The sequence below is a fragment of the Collinsella sp. CLA-AP-H1 genome, from assembly GCF_040092945.1.
Classification (GTDB): Bacteria; Actinomycetota; Coriobacteriia; order Coriobacteriales; family Coriobacteriaceae; genus Collinsella.
In genome coordinates this window covers 67,074-83,220 of sequence record NZ_JBBNKO010000003.1, presented here as the reverse complement: position 1 = coordinate 83,220, position 16,147 = coordinate 67,074, and the positions used below count along the sequence as shown (strand labels likewise).

Genomic DNA, 16,147 nt, shown 5'->3' with positions numbered 1-16,147 from the left:
CGGTTTGGTAAAACCGCGTAACTAACAAACCTGGGTTTTGCCGATCATGATGTTGAGGATCTCGACGTCGGTGTCCTTCATGCCCACGCGGCCCACGTAGCCCATGCTGGCGATTGTCTGCTCAACGGTATCCTGGATCAGGCCCTCGCCGGCGCGGAAGCCGCGACCTTGCATAGCCATATCGTGGCCCAGAATCGCCGCATCGACGGCAGCCGAGATCTTGGCGGCACAGCTCGCCTTGGCGCCGTCGCACACGATGCCGCCCACGTTACCGAGCGTATTCGAGACCGTCGCGCCAATCTGCTCGCGCGTGCCACCGCACAGCCAGGTAATCGCAGCGCCGGCGCCGCACGCGGCGCAAATAGCACCGCAAAACGCCGAGAGCGCACCAATATAGCTCTTGATATGCACGGCGATAAGATCGGACAGCATCACGGCGCGCACCAGGCGCTCGTGGTCGCAACGCAGGTACTCGGCATACTCCATGACGGGCAATGCGCAGGTAATGCCCTGATTGCCCGAGCCGCACACAATGGCGACCGGCAGCGCGCAGCCGTTCATGCGGGCGTCGGACCCGGCGGCCGCACGGGCACGGGCACGGCAGGCGACGTCATCGGCACGAGCACCCAGCAGCGTACGACCCACCTCGGCGCCCCAAGCGTGCGCAAGGCCCTCGGCACTGATTGCGCCATTCAGCTCAATCTGACGCTCAACGGCAGCGCGGGCGTCCTCAATGTCACCGTCCTCGATAAAGTCGATGATGGACTCAATGCTCATAGGGGTATCGGCCTTATCCGCCGCACGCTCGGCCACCACGCGCTCGGCGCAGGCGGCACACTCCCCCGCCGACTTGCCGCATACCGGAATACCATCGAGCGTATGGCACGTGACATTAGTGTGGTGATCGGTAATCTCGACGACCGCGGTATGGCCCCCGGCCGTCGCAGTCACCTTGATGTAGAGGTTGGGCACACCTTCGACAAGCGACACATCGCAGTAGCCGGCGTCGGCGAGGAGCTCGGCCACGCGAGCGCGGTCTTCATCGTTAACGCTCTCGAGCACCTCGAGCGCGCTCTTAGCGTCGCCGCCCACGGCACCCAGCACGGCCGCGGCCTCAATACCGTGCATACCGCCCGAGTTGGGCACGGTCACGCTCTTGACGTTCTTGATGATGTTGCCCGAGCAGGCAACATCCATATGATCGGGCTCGCAACCGAGCGTCTGGCTCGCCAGCGCCGCTGCATAGGCAACGGCAATGGGCTCGGTACAGCCGAGCGCGCAGACAAGCTCGCGGTTCAAAACATCGCGAAACGCGGCATCACGAAGGGAATCGGCAGGCATAGGTATCTCCTACTTGTATAACGGGCTGGGCTCTCAATAATAATTAGCTCTTTTATTTGATAACAATGCATCAAAAACCGCAACCCGGGTTCCGGTAGACGGCTTTCAGGCGCAAACTGACGGCATTCATTCATGAGAAACCGGTCTTGTTGCATGCTAAAGCGTTTGACCAAAAAACGCCCAAGCGTTTACACAAAAGTCGCGCTATCATGCAGTCGAACGCGGTAAAACCTTTAGCAATCTCGCCGCACAGACCAGAGAGGAACTATCCATGAAGATCGGTATCGGTAACGACCACGCCGCCGTCGAGCTCAAGAACATCATCTCCGAGCACCTGAAGGAGCGCGGCTGCGAGGTCGTGAACTTTGGCACCGACACCTCCGAGAGCTTTGACTACCCCATCGCCGGCTACAAGGTGGGTAAGGCCGTTGCCAACGGCGACGTCGATCTAGGCATCCTGATCTGTGGCACCGGTGTCGGTATCAGCCTGGCTGCCAACAAGGTCGAGGGCGTACGCGCCGTCGTGTGCTCCGAGCCCTTCAGCGCCAAGCTCTCCCGCATGCACAACAATACCAACGTGCTCGCTTTTGGCGCCCGCGTCGTGGGCTCCGAGCTCGCCAAGATGATCGTCGACGAGTGGCTCGACGCCGAGTTTGAGGGTGGTCGTCACGAGCGTCGCGTTAACCTCCTCAACGAGATCGATCACACGCGCGCCCTTAAGATCGTCGACGAAGCCTAAACTATTCAGTGCCACAAGCTAACAGCAGGGGCCCGCTCGGAACTCATGTCCGAGCGGGCCCCTTCATAGATTCTGGAATAAAAGGGCGCCGCGGATGGAGTTCCGCGGCGCCCAAGCCACACGCTAACAGCTTTAAGGAGTCAAAGCTGGTTTAGCCAAAGAAGCGCTTGATCTCGATCTCGGCGTTCTCCAGGCAGTCGGAGCCGTGAATCACGTTGGCGTTGACATCGACGGCAAAGTCGCCGCGGATGGTACCAGGAGCAGCATCAAGCGGATTGGTAGCGCCCATGAGGGTGCGCATCTTAGCAACAGCGGAGAGACCGGAAACGACCATCTTGACGACCGGACCGCTCGTCATAAAGTCGCAGAGACCGCCAAAGAAGGGCTTGTCGGCCAGATGGGCGTAGTGCTCCTCGACGGTAGCGCGCTCGAGCGTGGTCATCTCCATGCGCTCGATGACAAGACCGCTGCGCTCAATGCGAGCAACAATCTCGCCGATTTTGCGGTCGCGCACGGCGTCGGGCTTAATCATGATGAAGGTCTTCTCGATAGCCATAAAAGTAGCCTTTCAAGTAGGTTCGCGCGTGCCCAAGTCCCATTCCGGCACCCGCCTGGACTGCATCGTAACAGAGTTTTAGCTGCAGTTAAACAAAAAGCTGTTTATTGAAACGTTGCAATTTATTGAAGCGTTCCATATGTGTCACTTCTGTTTCGAAGCCCGATTAGAGTACCATCCGACTGCCCATCAACCGCATCGAGCAGAGCAGACGGTCGGTTGCCGCCCGCGAACGTACCCCATTCACAACCTGCCCAAAGGTCCTACAGAACTTCTCGACAAGCCCCTCCCCCATAGCAACAAAATACGGGCGCCCACATCAGCAGGCGCCCGTAAAGCGAAAACGATTTATCAATAAATGGCCAAAACGGCTTCAGCCAAACCTCTACTTTGCCCCGTAACCCATCTCGACGACCTTGGTCAGCGATCCGAACACGCCCTCGTCAGCCACGAGCTGTGCCTCGGCGCGCTCAAGCTGCACGGCAACGGCGGCAGGAGCGGTGCCGCCCTCGGTCGTGCGCGCGGCGACAATCGACGGGATGTCGAGCGCCTCGGTGATGTCGCGCTCAAAGAGCGGGCTTGCCTCCTGGAACACCTCAAACGGTAGGTCCTCAAGATTGCAGCCGCGCTTCTCACACATCAGAACCAGATGCCCCACCACGGCATGCGCCTCACGGAACGGCAGACCACGCTTAGCCAGGTAATCGGCAACATCGGTGGCGGCAAGGTGACCCACGCCGCACTCGCGCGCCATGGCATCCTCGTTGACGGTCCAAGTCGAAATCATTCCGGCCATAACCGACAGGCACTGCATGAGCGTGTGAGCGGTATCGAGCGCGCCCTCCTTGTCCTCCTGCAAGTCCTTGTTATAAGCAAGCGGCAGGCCCTTCATGGTCACGAGCAGCTGCACCAGGTTGCCATACACACGGCCGCTCTTGCCGCGAATAAGCTCGGCAAAGTCGGGATTCTTCTTCTGCGGCATGATGGACGAGCCGGTGGAGTACGAGTCGGAAAGCGTGATAAAGCCAAATTCGGAGCTCGACCACAGCACAATCTCCTCGGAAAGACGCGACAGGTGCATGGCCATGACGGAACCAGCGTAATGCAAATCGAGCAGGAAATCACGGTCGGAAACAGCATCGAGCGAATTGAGGATCACGCCCGCAAAGCCAAGTTCGGCAGCCGTCATCTGACGATCGAGCGGATAGCTCGTACCGGCAAGCGCGGCAGCACCTAGCGGGCAGTTGTCGGCGGCATCAAAGGCGGCCTTCAGGCGTGTAAAGTCGCGCGCGAACATCCAGGAATACGCCAGCAGATGATGCGACAGCAGCACGGGCTGAGCGTGCTGCATGTGCGTGTAGCCCGGCAAAATCACCTTGTCGTACTTCTTAGCCGCATCCACCAGCACATGGCGCAGCTCTAGATTGGCCTCCATGAGCTCCTTGGCCAGCGCCTTGACGCCCAGGCGCGTGTCGGTCGCCACCTGGTCGTTGCGCGAACGTCCGGTATGCAAGCGCTTGCCAGCCTCGCCGATGCGACGCGTCAGCTCGCTCTCAATGGACATATGAATGTCCTCGTCGTTGATGTCGAAGGTGAAGTTGCCGGCATCGATATCCTGTTCGATTCCGGTCAGGCCCTCGGCAATCGCCTGCTCGTCCTCGGCACTGATGATGCCCTGGGCCGCCAGCATTTTGGCATGCGCCTTAGAGCCGGCGATATCCTGTTTATAGAGATGTTTGTCGACCGGCAGCGACGCGCCAAACTCCTGCGTGACCTCGGCCACGCCTGCCTCAAAACGACCACCCCAAAGAGCCATGGAACCGTCCCCTTTCTCCAAATACCAAAACAAACGCCCAAAGCAATGCGCCATATCGCTAAAGCGATTTTTCAACCGCTAGTTTTACACATTCCCCACCGTGAGCGGAGCCATGTAGCTAATTTGCAAAGAAGTGACGCGCCATGCACTTGGCGCCCAACGTCTCCCTCCGGATGTTGCCCTGCGAACCATCGATCCAGGCCTTTAGGCTCATAGGAACGTCCTCGACCCTTACAGCATCGAACTCGGGCGCGAGGGCAAGTAAAGCATGCGCGAAAGCATTGAACATAATGGATACTCCTCATATATATATAGGCGCAGAGCCGCCAAATTGATAGAAAGAGCCCCGCCGGACAACCCCGGCGGGGCTCGGACTCAGCCGCAGGCGCGGCGTCATATATGCGGGCGGAACGTAGGGGCCACCGATGTTAAGAAGTGTCAGCAAGCATAACGAAAGGTAGGGACCCCGTGCGCCCGTTATGTATCACGCGGATGGGCCGCGCGGATACCAAGGGAAGGAGGCGCTAGGCCTGGGCGGCAGCAGAGCTGGGGCCCTGGACCTTTGCCCACGTCTTGAGCGACAGCGTATCGATCTCGATAAAGCCGGCGCTGGCCTTCTCGTCAAACGTGGTGTCGCGGTCGTAGGTAGCCAGGCCGTAGTCGTAGAGGCTGAAGGGGCTCTTGCGGCCGACGACATGGCAGTTGCCCTTAAAGAACTTCAGACGGACAGTGCCGGTCACGAACTTCTGGGTGTCGGCCATAAAGGCATCGAGCGCGTTCTTGAGCGGGCTGTACCACTGGCCGTTGTACACGGCGGTAGCCCAATCCTGCTCGAGCTTAATCTTGGTCTTGAGCAGGTCGCCCTCGACGCAGATATCCTCGAGTGCCTTGTGGGCGGTGATGAGCGTCAGGGCGCCGGGAACCTCGTAGCACTCGCGGCTCTTGAGGCCCACCAGACGATCCTCGACCAAATCGAGACGGCCAAAGCCATTGTCGCCGGAGATCTTGTTGAGGGCGATGACGATCTCGGAGAGCTTCATCTTCTTGCCGTCGACGGCGACGGGCTTGCCGGCCTCAAACTCAATCTCGGTGTAGGTCGGGGTGTCCGGCGTGTCCTCGGGATTCTTGGTCATAACCCAGGCGTCGTCGAGAGGCTCGTTCCAGGGGTCCTCCAGGTGGCCACACTCAATGGCACGACCCCACAGGTTGTCGTCGATGGAATAGGGGTTGTCGTTGGCACCCTCGGGAACCGGCACGTTGTGGGCGTGAGCATAGGCGACCTCGTCGGGACGGCACTTCAGATCCCACTCGCGAACCGGGGCGACAACCTTGAGCTCGGGGTCGAGCGCCTTGACGGCAGCCTCAAAACGGACCTGGTCGTTGCCCTTGCCGGTGCAGCCGTGGGCGACATACGTGGCGCCAAACTCGTGAGCGACCTCGACGAGCTTCTTGGCAAGCAGCGGGCGAGACAGGGCGGAGAGCAGCGGATACTTGTTCTCGTACATGGAGTTTGCGGCGATGGCCTTAGTCAGGAACTCATCAGAGAACTCGTCGCGCAGGTCGAGCACCTGGCAATCGAGAACGCCCAGGTCGAGCGCCTTCTGCTTCTTGGCATCCAGTCCGGTCTCTTCCTGGCCCACGTTGCCGCAGACACAAACGACATCGAGATTCTTCTCGTCCTGGAGCCACTTGACACATACAGATGTATCAAGACCACCGGAATATGCGAGAACGACTATTTCCTTGCTCATGGCTGTTTCCTTTCGCCCTTGGTAGCTAGTTAGAACATCGGTCAGTTGCAAGTCATTTCAAGGTCATATACCGTGCAATATCAGGTTAAATAGCAAAAATCAGCACATACATGCCCTAGAAACATGCAGCAATGTCGTGCTAAAACCCAACGACCTCAAAATGACTCTGTTGAGGCATTGCGCCCCATGCGGACAGAGACGATTGTTATCGTCGTCGGGAAATTGCGCGCTGGCGTCGGATGGCATTGTCTGCAGTGGTGATGATCTTTACGAACTGCATCTGCCTCTCCTTTCACCTATCGCCGAGCGCAATTCTAATATCGTAAACGGTACCTTTTCCTCGGTAAGCGGTTGTTTTTCCGTCTCCGTTTTTGATGGTCGCTATATTACGCTAAAGTGCCCGCAGCACAAGCGACAAATTCAAATTTCTGAAAAGTTTTTTCATTAGTTTGTGAATTGCAGTGCAAATACGCGCCATTCCTGCGAGAATACGCTCGACTACTAGTTGATGGTTATAACGTCTGAAACAATCTCGAAACGAAAGGTGCATTTTTATGCAAACTTACGAATCGGACGCCAACATCGGCAACATTAAGATTCTCGCCGTCGATATGGACAAGACGCTGCTGACCGACGAGCGTGTGCTGCCCCAGGGTCTTGACGAGCGCCTGGACAAGCTCGCCGACGCCGGCATCGTATTCTGCCCCGCCAGCGGACGTCCCGCCCCCAAGCTCGAGGAGATGTTCGAGGGCATCAAGAACCGCCTCGCCTTTTGTCCCGACAACGGAGCGTGCGTGATCTATCGCGGCAGCTATATCTATAAGAGCAATATTGACGTGGAGCTGTATCAGCAGGTCTTGAGCCGTGCCTCGGAGGATCCTCGCGCTGTCCCCGTCCTGTGCTGCTTCGACGAGTTCTACGTGCTTGCCCGCGACCATCAATACCACGACGAGATCAGCGTCTACTACAACACAATCAACTACGTCGACAGCTTTGAGGGCATTGATTTCGAGTCCAACAAGATTTCGGTCTTCTTCCCCGGCTACGACGCCGAGCCCGCTTTCCGCGAGACCTATAGCCCCGAGTTCTCGGATAAGCTCTACGTCACCAACGCTGGGCGCGAGTGGATCGACTTTATGAACCTGGGCGTCGACAAGGGCGCCGGCGTCGCTCACCTGTGCGAGCACCTGGGCATCGATATTGCCGATGCTGCCGCCGTGGGTGATACCTACAACGACATCCCCATGCTGGAGCGCGTCGGTCACAGCTTTATCGTGGACAATGCCGAGGAGCACATGAACGCGCATGCCAAATGGCGCATTCCGAGCAACAACGACGGGGGCGTACTGACGCTCATCGACGCCATCCTGGCGGCTCGTTAACGTGGCTCGTTGGGCCTGGCCGGGCGAGACGGGTAAGTTTTTCGTTCGGTCAGGTCCTGGGCTCGCTCGGAAAGCACATTAAGTGCTTTCCGGCTCGTGCGGAATCTACGAAAAACTTACCCGCCTCGCCCGGCCAGGTCCTAGGGTGACTTGCTTGCCGCCTAGATGGCGTCTTGGCGTCTAGATACTTGGCTGAATAATTATGGATGAAGGGAGTTCCTTGCTGAAAGGGACTCCCTTCTGGTTTGGCTGCTTTGGACCTGTGGCTGTTTTTCTATTTCGCGTCGGCCCAGGTTATGCCGGTGCTGGCTTCGGCGATTAGGGGAACGCGGAGGTCTACGACGTGCTCCATGACGTCGCGGACCATGGTGGTTAGGCGCTCGACTTCGTCGATGGGGCACTCAAAGTCCAGTTCGTCGTGTACCTGCAAGATCATGTGGGCGGCAAAGCCCTCCTCTTCCAGACGGCGGCTTACGCGGGCCATCGCGATCTTGATGATGTCGGCGGCGGTGCCCTGCATGGGGTGGTTCATGGCCGTGCGCTCGCCAAAACCGCGGAGTTGCGGGTTTTTGGCCTTGAGCTCCGGAATATGACGACGGCGGCCGTACATGGTCTCGGCGTAGCCCGTCTGCTTGGCGCGCGCCACCACGTTGTCGAGGAATGTACGCACGCCCGGGTAGGCCTCGTAGTAGCGGTCGATCATGTCGCGCGCCTCGGCCATCGAGATATGCAGCGACTGTGACAGACCATAGGCCTGCTGGCCGTACACGATGCCAAAGTTCACGGCCTTGGCGCGACTGCGCAGGTCGGGCGTTACCTCGGACACCGGCACACCAAATACGCGCGCCGCCGTCTCGGCATGGAAGTCCTCGCCCTCGTTAAAGGCGCGCACCAAGTGCTCGTCACCCGAGAGATGTGCCAGCAGGCGCAGCTCTATCTGCGAGTAGTCCACCGCCAAAAAGACGCTTCCCTCGCCTGCCGAAAACGCCGTCTTGACGGTACGACCCAGCTCCGAGCGCGTCGGGATGTTCTGCAGGTTCGGGTCGCTCGAGGACAGACGCCCCGTTGCCGTGATGGTCTGGTTGTACGTGGTGTGCACGCGACCGTCACCACGGCGCAGCGGGCCCAGCGTATCCAGATAGGTGGACTTGATTTTGGACTTTTCACGCCAATCCAAGATCAGACGCACGATTTCGTGGTCGCGGGCAAGGTCGCTCAACACCTTGGCGTTGGTCGAATAGTAGCCGCGCTTAGTCTTCTTGAGGCCCTTGGTCGGAAGCCCCATCACATCAAAGAGCACATGCGACAGCTGCATGGGACTGCCAATATTAAAGGTCTCGTCACCCGCCAGGTCGCGAATGCTGCGCTCGACCTCGGTGATCTGGGTCGCCAGGCCCTCGGACAGATTACGCAGGCGGTCGGGATCCACGAGCATTCCCGCGCGCTCCATCTTGGCAAGCACCGGCACGAGCGGCATCTCGATGCCATCGAACACGTTGGCGGCATTCTCACGGGCCATGCACTCGCGCAACGGCGTCACGAGCGCCAGCGTCAGAGCCGCAGTACGGGCGGCAGGCGCTGGAGCGTCCTCACCAGCACCCTCTGCGCCGCGCGCCGCAGGCAACGCCATCTGCAGATACGTATCGGCAAGATATGCCTCATCGAACTCGGAGCGATCGGAATCCAGCAGATAGGCAGCGACCACGGTATCGAAGATACGCGTGGAATCGGCAGCGAGCGGATCCATGAGCTCGGGCTCAGAAGAATCGATGGGCGAAAGCTCGTGCAACAGCACCTTCATATCCGGGCTCGCCACGCGACCCTCCATAAACAGACGCGCGAGCACGCCAGCAATCACGCCGTGAACGAAGTTGAAGCCCTCAACCTCAGCCGCCGCGCAGCTGTCGCCCTCCTCGAGCGCGAAGAGGCCCTTGGACGTCGCCAACCACAGCGTGCGCGTCAGTCCAAAGAGCGCGCCCTCTTCCTTGTCATCGTCCACCACGGCGGCGACCCACTCGCCCGCCTCGATCGCACGCGAAACCTCGGACGCCACGTCAGCAAGCGCCTCGGCATCGCCGGCAGCGGTGCGCTCAATCGTGGGCATCTCAAACGTTCTAGCAGCGGCAGCAGCGCCACCCTCGCCGCCGATCAGCGCCAAGAAACGGTTCTGCATGGCGGTGATACCAAGCGTGCCCAGCGCCGCGGACACTTCGTCGGCAGAAAACGCCGGGAAGGACGTCGCCTCAAAATCGAGCTCGACGGGCGCATCGGTGCGAATGGTTGCGACCTTGCGGCTCAGCAGCGCATCGTCGATGTGCGCACGCAGGTTCTCGCCCATCTTGCCCTTGACCTCGTCGGCATGCGCGATGACCTCGTCCAAGCTGCCGTACTGTGCGATGAGCGCGCTCGCCTTTTTGGGGCCGATGCCCGGTACGCCGGGAATGTTGTCCGACGTATCGCCCTTTAGACCGTAAAAATCGGGCACGAGCGCCGGCGTAATGCCGTGATACAGGTCATCCACGCTCTCGGGCGTCATGATCGCCACGTCGGACAGGCCCTTACGGGTCGAGACCACGTTGACGTGCTCGGTAACTAGCTGATACATGTCGCGATCACCGGTCACCAGCAGCATGTCACAGCCGGCCTGCTCGCCCAGGCGCGCCATAGTACCCAGGATGTCATCGCCTTCCCAGCCCTCGGACTGCAGAATCGGCACGTTGAGTGCGACGAGCAGCTCCTTGATCATAGGGAACTGCGCATGCAGATCGGGGTCCATGGGCGGGCGCTGCGCCTTATACTGCGGCAGCATCTCCATGCGCACGCGCGGCTTGCCCTTATCAAACGCCACGACCACGCCGTCGGGGTTAAAGGCATCGATCATCTTGAGAAACATGTTCAGGAAGCCGAAGATCGCGTTGGTGGGGCGGCCGTCCGGCGCGTTCATGGTCGGCGGCACGGCGTGGAAGGCGCGATGCATGAGCGAGTTGCCGTCGATAACGGCAAAGGTACGGCGCTTGTCAGACATATTGAATACCTCGCTTTGGGCTGGGCACGGTTTGCTCACTCCAGTTTACACGCTCCCCGCCCCGCGGCCACCTCACATCAAGCTCCCCCGCCACCGTGAGCCCGCGCGTGATACGATGGCTCACGGTACATCAACCAGCACGATCGATCCGAAAGGAGCCTGCGTCATGGAGCGTCCCTGCGCATGGAAAAAGTACACGCCACAGCAAGTCGAGGAGCTCGAGGAGCTTTGCCGCGGCTATAAGCAGTTTTTGAGCGAGAACAAGACCGAGCGCCTGTGCGTCAAGACCGGCATCAAGATGGCCGAGGAGGCGGGATACGTCGACCTGGAGACCGTGATCGCCGAAGGCCGCGAGCTCAAGGCAGGCGACAAGGTGTACGCCGCCAATCACGGCAAGGACCTTATGCTCGTCAACCTGGGCACCGCCCCGCTCGAGCAGGGCTTTAACATCCTGGGCGCCCACGTGGACTCGCCGCGCCTGGACCTTAAGCAGAATCCCGCCTTCGAGGCCGGCGACATGGCCTACCTCGACACGCACTACTACGGCGGCGTCAAGAGCTACCACTGGGTGGCCTCCCCGCTTGCACTCGTGGGCGTCATCTGCAAAAAGGACGGTACCACCGTCGACATCAACATCGGTGACAAGGCCGACGATCCGGTCTTTACCATCTCCGACCTGCTGATCCACCTCTCGAGCGAGCAGATGGCCAAGCCCGCCAAGGACGCCGTCGACGCCGAGATCCTCGACGTGATCGTGGGCGGCCGTCCCGTCAAGTTCGATGAGGACGACAAGGACGCCCCCAAGGAGCCCGTCAAGCAGATGTTCCTGGACATCCTCAAGGAGCAGTACGACGTCGAGGAGGAGGACTTCCTCTCCGCCGAGATCGAGGTCGTGCCCGCCGGCCCCGCCCGCGACATGGGCCTCGACCGTTCCATGATTCTGGGCTATGGTCACGACGACCGCGTCTGCGCTTACCCCTCCATGCTCGCCCAGATCAATGTGGCCAATGTCGAGCGCACGAGCATCACGCTCATCGTCGACAAGGAGGAGATCGGCTCCGTGGGTGCCACCGGTATGACGAGCCGCTTCTTCGAGAACACCGTCGCCGAGATCATGACGCTCGCCGGCGAGGATAGCCCGCTGGCCCTGCGCCGCGCACTCGCCCGCAGCCGCATGCTCTCCTCCGACGTGTCCGCCGGCTTCGACCCGGGCTATGCCGGCAAGTTCGAGACCAAAAACGCCGCCTTTATGGGTCGCGGCCTGTGCTTTAACAAGTACACGGGCAGCCGCGGCAAGGGTGGCTCGAACGACGCCGACGCCGAATACGTGGCCCTCGTCCGCGACATCATGGACGAGGCAGGCGTGGACTTCCAGACCTGCGAGCTCGGCCGCGTCAACGCGGGTGGCGGCGGCACCATCGCCTACATCATGGCCAAGTACGGCATGAACGTCATCGACTCCGGCGTTGCCGTCCTGTCCATGCACGCCCTGTGGGAGGTCGCCAACAAGGCCGACATCTACGAGGCCTACCGCGGCTACAAGGCCTTCATCGAGCGAGCCTAACCAACCCTTCATCAGTTGCGGTGAAATACGGACTAAACTGGCCCATAAACGGCCAAAACAGACCGTATTCCACCGCAATTTCTTTTTTGGCAGAGGAGAGTTCATGCTGCAGGTCATCATTTCGCCCGCCAAGCAGATGCGCGCGGCCCAAGATGCTTTTGAAGTCCTGGGCATCCCACCCTTTGTGCGCGAGACGGCTCGCCTCCACCGCGCACTGCTAGATATCGAGCGGAATGAAGGCAGCGGCGGCCTGCAGGCGCTGTGGAACGTGAGTGACAAACTGCTGGGGCCTTGCCTCAACACCCTGCATGAGTTCGGGCCCATCCTGAAAAGCGGCGATCTCGACAATCCCGCACTCGCTCGCCACCTCTCCCCTGCCGTCATGTCCTATCACGGCATTCAATACCAGAGCATGGCACCCGAGGTGATGGATTCCGCGCAGCTCGCATGGCTGCAAGACCATCTGTGGATCCTCTCCGGCCTCTACGGGTGCGTTCGTCCCTTTCATGCCGTCGAACCGTATCGGCTGGAGATGGGCGCGAAGCTCGCCGTTGACGATGCCCGAGACCTCTACGCGTTTTGGAGCGACAAGCTCGCGCGGGCTATCGCCCCGGCAGGCTCAAACACCACGATCGTCAACCTCGCCAGCGTAGAGTATGCCAAAGCCGTTCTGCCCCACCTCGCGGGCGACGCCACGGCCGTCACATGCCTCTTTGGCGAGGGTATCCGCAACGGGAAGCCCATCCAACGGTCGACCGCCAGCAAAAAGGCGCGCGGCTCCATGGCGCGGTGGATGGCAGAAAACAAGCTCGAGGATGCAAGCGAACTTACCGCATTCAACATCGGCTATCGACACATCCCCGAGCTTTCAGACAAAAACACCCTGGTTTTCATGAACGCGCAGGCACAATAGACCCGCCGTTTCCAAACACCTCGTTACTCCGCCAAGCCATCGGCCTTTGCAATCTCGCTCGTCGAGCCATCTTGGTAGGTAATCTTAACGTGCTCCACCTCGGATACCGCAGCGCCCGCCGGGGGCTCCAAGCGCCATTCCGTCAGCGCAATGTCCATGGTCGTGGGCACGTCCCCTTGATCTTTGAGCTTCACCGTCATCGTTTTGAGCGTCGCATCAAACGTCACGCGTTCGATTTCTTCGCCCGGAATAGACCCGCCGCTCAGCTGCAGCTGCACAAACTCGTCGCGCGGATACCAATAGTCGCCCGGTGCGGCAACCGTGTTGCCACCAGAAACTTTCATGGTCATAATCGGCAGGCCCTCGTCGGCTTCAAACCCCCAGGTGGCGCCGCCAGGACCGCCGAACGTCCAGATACAAAAGGCAATCACCAGCACGGCAAGCACCGCAAAACCAATCGCGACCAACCCATGGTGCGCACGGCTTTCCTCGGCCGATACATCCCATTGCGTCTCTCGATATAGATGCTTGTCTTCCATGTACGCCTCCCCACAGGCACGCTCGTTAGGCCAATCGTACCCATTCGAGCTATACTTGAGCCCATTACATAAACGGGGAGCTTGCAGGACAAGACGGCAGGCTGAGACTGGGCGCGCCCGCCCTGACCCGCAAACCTGATATGGGTAATGCCAACGAAGGGAGCCGTGCCAATGAGCACACAGACCGAGCCCAAGCTCGTCACGCAAATCGACTTCGCCCGTGCCGGGCAGATCACGCCGCAGATGAAGGAAGTCGCCGAGCGCGAGCATCGCGACCCCGAGTACATCCGCGAGCGCGTGGCCGACGGCCGCATCGCCATTCCCGCCAACATCGTGCATATCAAAAAGGGCATGCGCGCCTTTGGCGTCGGTGAGGGCCTGTCCACCAAGGTCAACGTCAACCTGGGCATCTCGGGCGACAAGGCCGATGCCGCCGAGGAATGGAAGAAGGTCAAGATCGCTGAGGACTTTGGCGCCGACGCCATCATGGACCTCTCCAACTCGGGCAAGACGCGTCAGTTCCGCCAGCAGCTCATCGACGAGACCCCGCTCATGGTGGGCACCGTCCCCATGTACGACGCCATCGGCTACATGGAAAAGCCGCTGGTCAAGCTTACCAAGGACGACCTGTTCGAGGTCGTGCGCGCGCACGCCGAGGACGGCGTGGACTTTATGACCATCCACTGCGGCATCAACAAGTCGGTCACCAAGACCTTTAAGGAGACCGGCCGCCTCATGAACATCGTGAGCCGCGGCGGCTCGCTGCTGTTTGGTTGGATGGAGGTCACCGGCAACGAGAACCCCTTCTATGAGTTCTACGATGAGTTGCTCGAGATTTGCCACGAGTACGACGTGACGATTTCGCTCGGCGACTCCTGCCGCCCGGGCTGCCTCTACGACTCCAACGACGCCACCGAGACCGCCGAGATGATCGAGCTGGGCAAGCTGTGCAAGCGCGCTTGGGCCGCCGGCGTCCAGGTCATGGTCGAGGGCCCGGGTCACATGGCGCTCGACGAGATCGCCGCCAACATGAAGCTACAGAAGCGCCTGTGCCACAACGCCCCGTTCTATGTGCTCGGGCCGCTGGTGACCGATATCGGCGTGGGTTACGACCACATCACCGCTGCCATCGGCGGCGCCATCTCCGCCAGCTCCGGTGCCGACTTCCTGTGCTACGTGACACCGGCCGAGCACCTATGCCTGCCTAACGCCCAGGATGTGCTCGACGGCCTCATGGCCACCAAGATCGCCGCACACGCCGCCGACATCGCCAAAAAGGTGCCCCACGCCCGCGACATGGACGACAAGATGGGCCAGGCACGCCGCAAGCTCGACTGGGACGCCATGTGGAAGTGCGCGCTCGACCCGGTTACGGGCAAGAAGCGCTACGAGGAGTCCCCCGCCGCCACCGAGGGCACTTGCACCATGTGTGGCAAGATGTGCGCCGTCCGAACCGTCAACAAGATCTTCGAGGGCACCACGATCGACCTCGGCATGGAGGACTAGCCCTGTCGCCGCGGCCGCCTCTGGCGGCGAGCTGGCGCCTGTCAATTGTTGACGTGTGAACATTTGCTTACGTTTGCGTAAAGATTGCATCGCCCGCCCGGGTTCGACATAGAGTCGTCCCGGGCATCTTTATAATGCTGGCTTAAAGACCCATTTGATTCCGACCGAACAAGGGAGCGAACATGGATCGTAGTAAGGTACCTGCCGTCCTGTCCATCGCGGGATCCGATTCCAGCGGTGGCGCCGGCATTCAGGCCGACATCAAAACCATCACGGCGCACCGCCTGTATGCCGAGACGGCCATCACCGCCATCACAGCGCAAAACACACTGGGCGTTACCGCCGTGCAGAACATCTCCCCGGATATTGTCGCGGCGCAGATCGATGCCGTTTTTGACGATATCCGCCCCAACGCCGTCAAGATTGGCATGGTTTCCTCTGCCGAGATTATCGATGTTATCGCCGACCGCCTGAGCGCTTGGAACGCGACAAACGTTGTCGTCGACCCCGTCATGGTCGCCACCTCGGGCGCGCGGCTGATTGCCGAAGATGCCGCCGAGGCGCTCACCCGCCGCCTGTTCCCGCTAGCGACGGTTATCACGCCCAATATTCCCGAGGCCATGGCCCTGCTTGACTACGAGGTCGACTCCGAGCGCACGCAGCAAAATGCTGCCATGCTCCTCACCCGCCGCTTTGGTTGCGCATCCCTCGTTAAGGGTGGGCATCTTGTCAACGAGGCCAACGATGTACTGGCCGAACCCGCGCCGCTCGATGACGAGGGCAACCATCTGGGAGATCCACTCACCACGTGGTTCCGCCACAAGCGCATCGAGACCGAAAACACACACGGCACCGGCTGCACACTCTCGTCCGCCATCGCCTGCGCGCTGGCCCAGGGCATGGATCTTGCCGACGCCGTCAACGCCGGCAAGGCCTACCTGACAGGCGCTCTGGCCGCCGGCCTGGACATGGGCAAAGGCTCTGGCCCCGTCAACCACATGTGGCAATATTAAGA

The 16,147-nt window shown here is 60.3% G+C and carries 13 protein-coding genes and 1 riboswitch; of the genes, 6 read left to right on the top strand and 7 right to left on the bottom strand.

The window, feature by feature from the left end; genetic code table 11:
• Positions 1 to 21: 21 nt before the first annotated feature.
• Positions 22 to 1,341, bottom strand: coding sequence for an L-serine ammonia-lyase, iron-sulfur-dependent, subunit alpha (locus AAAV44_RS02730; RefSeq protein WP_349114435.1), 1,320 nt, complete (start codon positions 1,339 to 1,341; stop codon positions 22 to 24).
• Positions 1,342 to 1,612: 271 nt separating this feature from the next.
• Between AAAV44_RS02730 and rpiB the strand changes: the two genes are divergently transcribed.
• Positions 1,613 to 2,080 (top strand): ribose 5-phosphate isomerase B, encoded by a 468-nt coding sequence (rpiB, locus tag AAAV44_RS02725; protein ID WP_117762860.1) that lies wholly within the window; start codon positions 1,613 to 1,615, stop codon positions 2,078 to 2,080.
• 151 nt (positions 2,081 to 2,231) lie between these two features.
• On the opposite strand, the gene ndk is transcribed toward rpiB, so the two are convergent.
• The 4 genes from ndk to AAAV44_RS02705 all read right to left on the bottom strand — a co-directional run bounded on the left by ndk (position 2,232) and on the right by AAAV44_RS02705 (position 6,203).
• On the bottom strand, positions 2,232 to 2,636 hold the full coding sequence (ndk, locus tag AAAV44_RS02720) for a nucleoside-diphosphate kinase (RefSeq protein ID WP_006234152.1): 405 nt from the start codon (positions 2,634 to 2,636) through the stop codon (positions 2,232 to 2,234).
• Between the two features lie 385 nt (positions 2,637 to 3,021).
• Positions 3,022 to 4,452: an argininosuccinate lyase gene (gene argH / locus AAAV44_RS02715; RefSeq protein WP_349114434.1), complete on the bottom strand. Its 1,431-nt coding sequence runs from the start codon at positions 4,450 to 4,452 to the stop codon at positions 3,022 to 3,024.
• A 118-nt stretch (positions 4,453 to 4,570) separates the two neighbouring features.
• On the bottom strand, positions 4,571 to 4,741 hold the full coding sequence (locus AAAV44_RS02710) for a hypothetical protein (RefSeq protein ID WP_349114433.1): 171 nt from the start codon (positions 4,739 to 4,741) through the stop codon (positions 4,571 to 4,573).
• A 235-nt stretch (positions 4,742 to 4,976) separates the two neighbouring features.
• Positions 4,977 to 6,203 (bottom strand): argininosuccinate synthase, encoded by a 1,227-nt coding sequence (locus AAAV44_RS02705; RefSeq protein WP_349114431.1) that lies wholly within the window; start codon positions 6,201 to 6,203, stop codon positions 4,977 to 4,979.
• Between the two features lie 554 nt (positions 6,204 to 6,757).
• Here AAAV44_RS02705 and AAAV44_RS02700 point away from each other — a divergent pair.
• On the top strand, positions 6,758 to 7,585 hold the full coding sequence (locus AAAV44_RS02700) for an HAD family hydrolase (RefSeq protein ID WP_055286110.1): 828 nt from the start codon (positions 6,758 to 6,760) through the stop codon (positions 7,583 to 7,585).
• A 274-nt stretch (positions 7,586 to 7,859) separates the two neighbouring features.
• Here the strand turns inward: AAAV44_RS02700 and polA are convergent, their stop codons facing one another.
• Positions 7,860 to 10,610, bottom strand: coding sequence for a DNA polymerase I (gene polA / locus AAAV44_RS02695; protein WP_260699155.1), 2,751 nt, complete (start codon positions 10,608 to 10,610; stop codon positions 7,860 to 7,862).
• Positions 10,611 to 10,776: 166 nt separating this feature from the next.
• Between polA and AAAV44_RS02690 the strand changes: the two genes are divergently transcribed.
• The gene (locus AAAV44_RS02690; RefSeq protein ID WP_260699156.1) at positions 10,777 to 12,174 is read left to right on the top strand and encodes an aminopeptidase; all 1,398 of its coding nucleotides are present in this window, start codon (positions 10,777 to 10,779) and stop codon (positions 12,172 to 12,174) included.
• Positions 12,175 to 12,277: 103 nt separating this feature from the next.
• Complete coding sequence (locus tag AAAV44_RS02685; RefSeq protein ID WP_161144724.1) at positions 12,278 to 13,087, top strand: YaaA family protein; 810 nt, start codon at positions 12,278 to 12,280, stop codon at positions 13,085 to 13,087.
• Positions 13,088 to 13,110: 23 nt separating this feature from the next.
• Here AAAV44_RS02685 and AAAV44_RS02680 read toward each other — a convergent pair whose 3' ends face one another.
• Complete coding sequence (locus AAAV44_RS02680) at positions 13,111 to 13,626, bottom strand: hypothetical protein (RefSeq protein ID WP_349114430.1); 516 nt, start codon at positions 13,624 to 13,626, stop codon at positions 13,111 to 13,113.
• A gap of 63 nt (positions 13,627 to 13,689) precedes the next feature.
• Positions 13,690 to 13,805: riboswitch (TPP riboswitch) on the top strand.
• Between AAAV44_RS02680 and thiC the strand changes: the two genes are divergently transcribed.
• Complete coding sequence (gene thiC / locus AAAV44_RS02675; RefSeq protein ID WP_117820371.1) at positions 13,798 to 15,132, top strand: phosphomethylpyrimidine synthase ThiC; 1,335 nt, start codon at positions 13,798 to 13,800, stop codon at positions 15,130 to 15,132. Its footprint overlaps the riboswitch before it by 8 nt.
• A gap of 182 nt (positions 15,133 to 15,314) precedes the next feature.
• Positions 15,315 to 16,145: a bifunctional hydroxymethylpyrimidine kinase/phosphomethylpyrimidine kinase gene (gene thiD / locus AAAV44_RS02670; RefSeq protein WP_349114428.1), complete on the top strand. Its 831-nt coding sequence runs from the start codon at positions 15,315 to 15,317 to the stop codon at positions 16,143 to 16,145.
• Positions 16,146 to 16,147 lie beyond the last annotated feature (2 nt).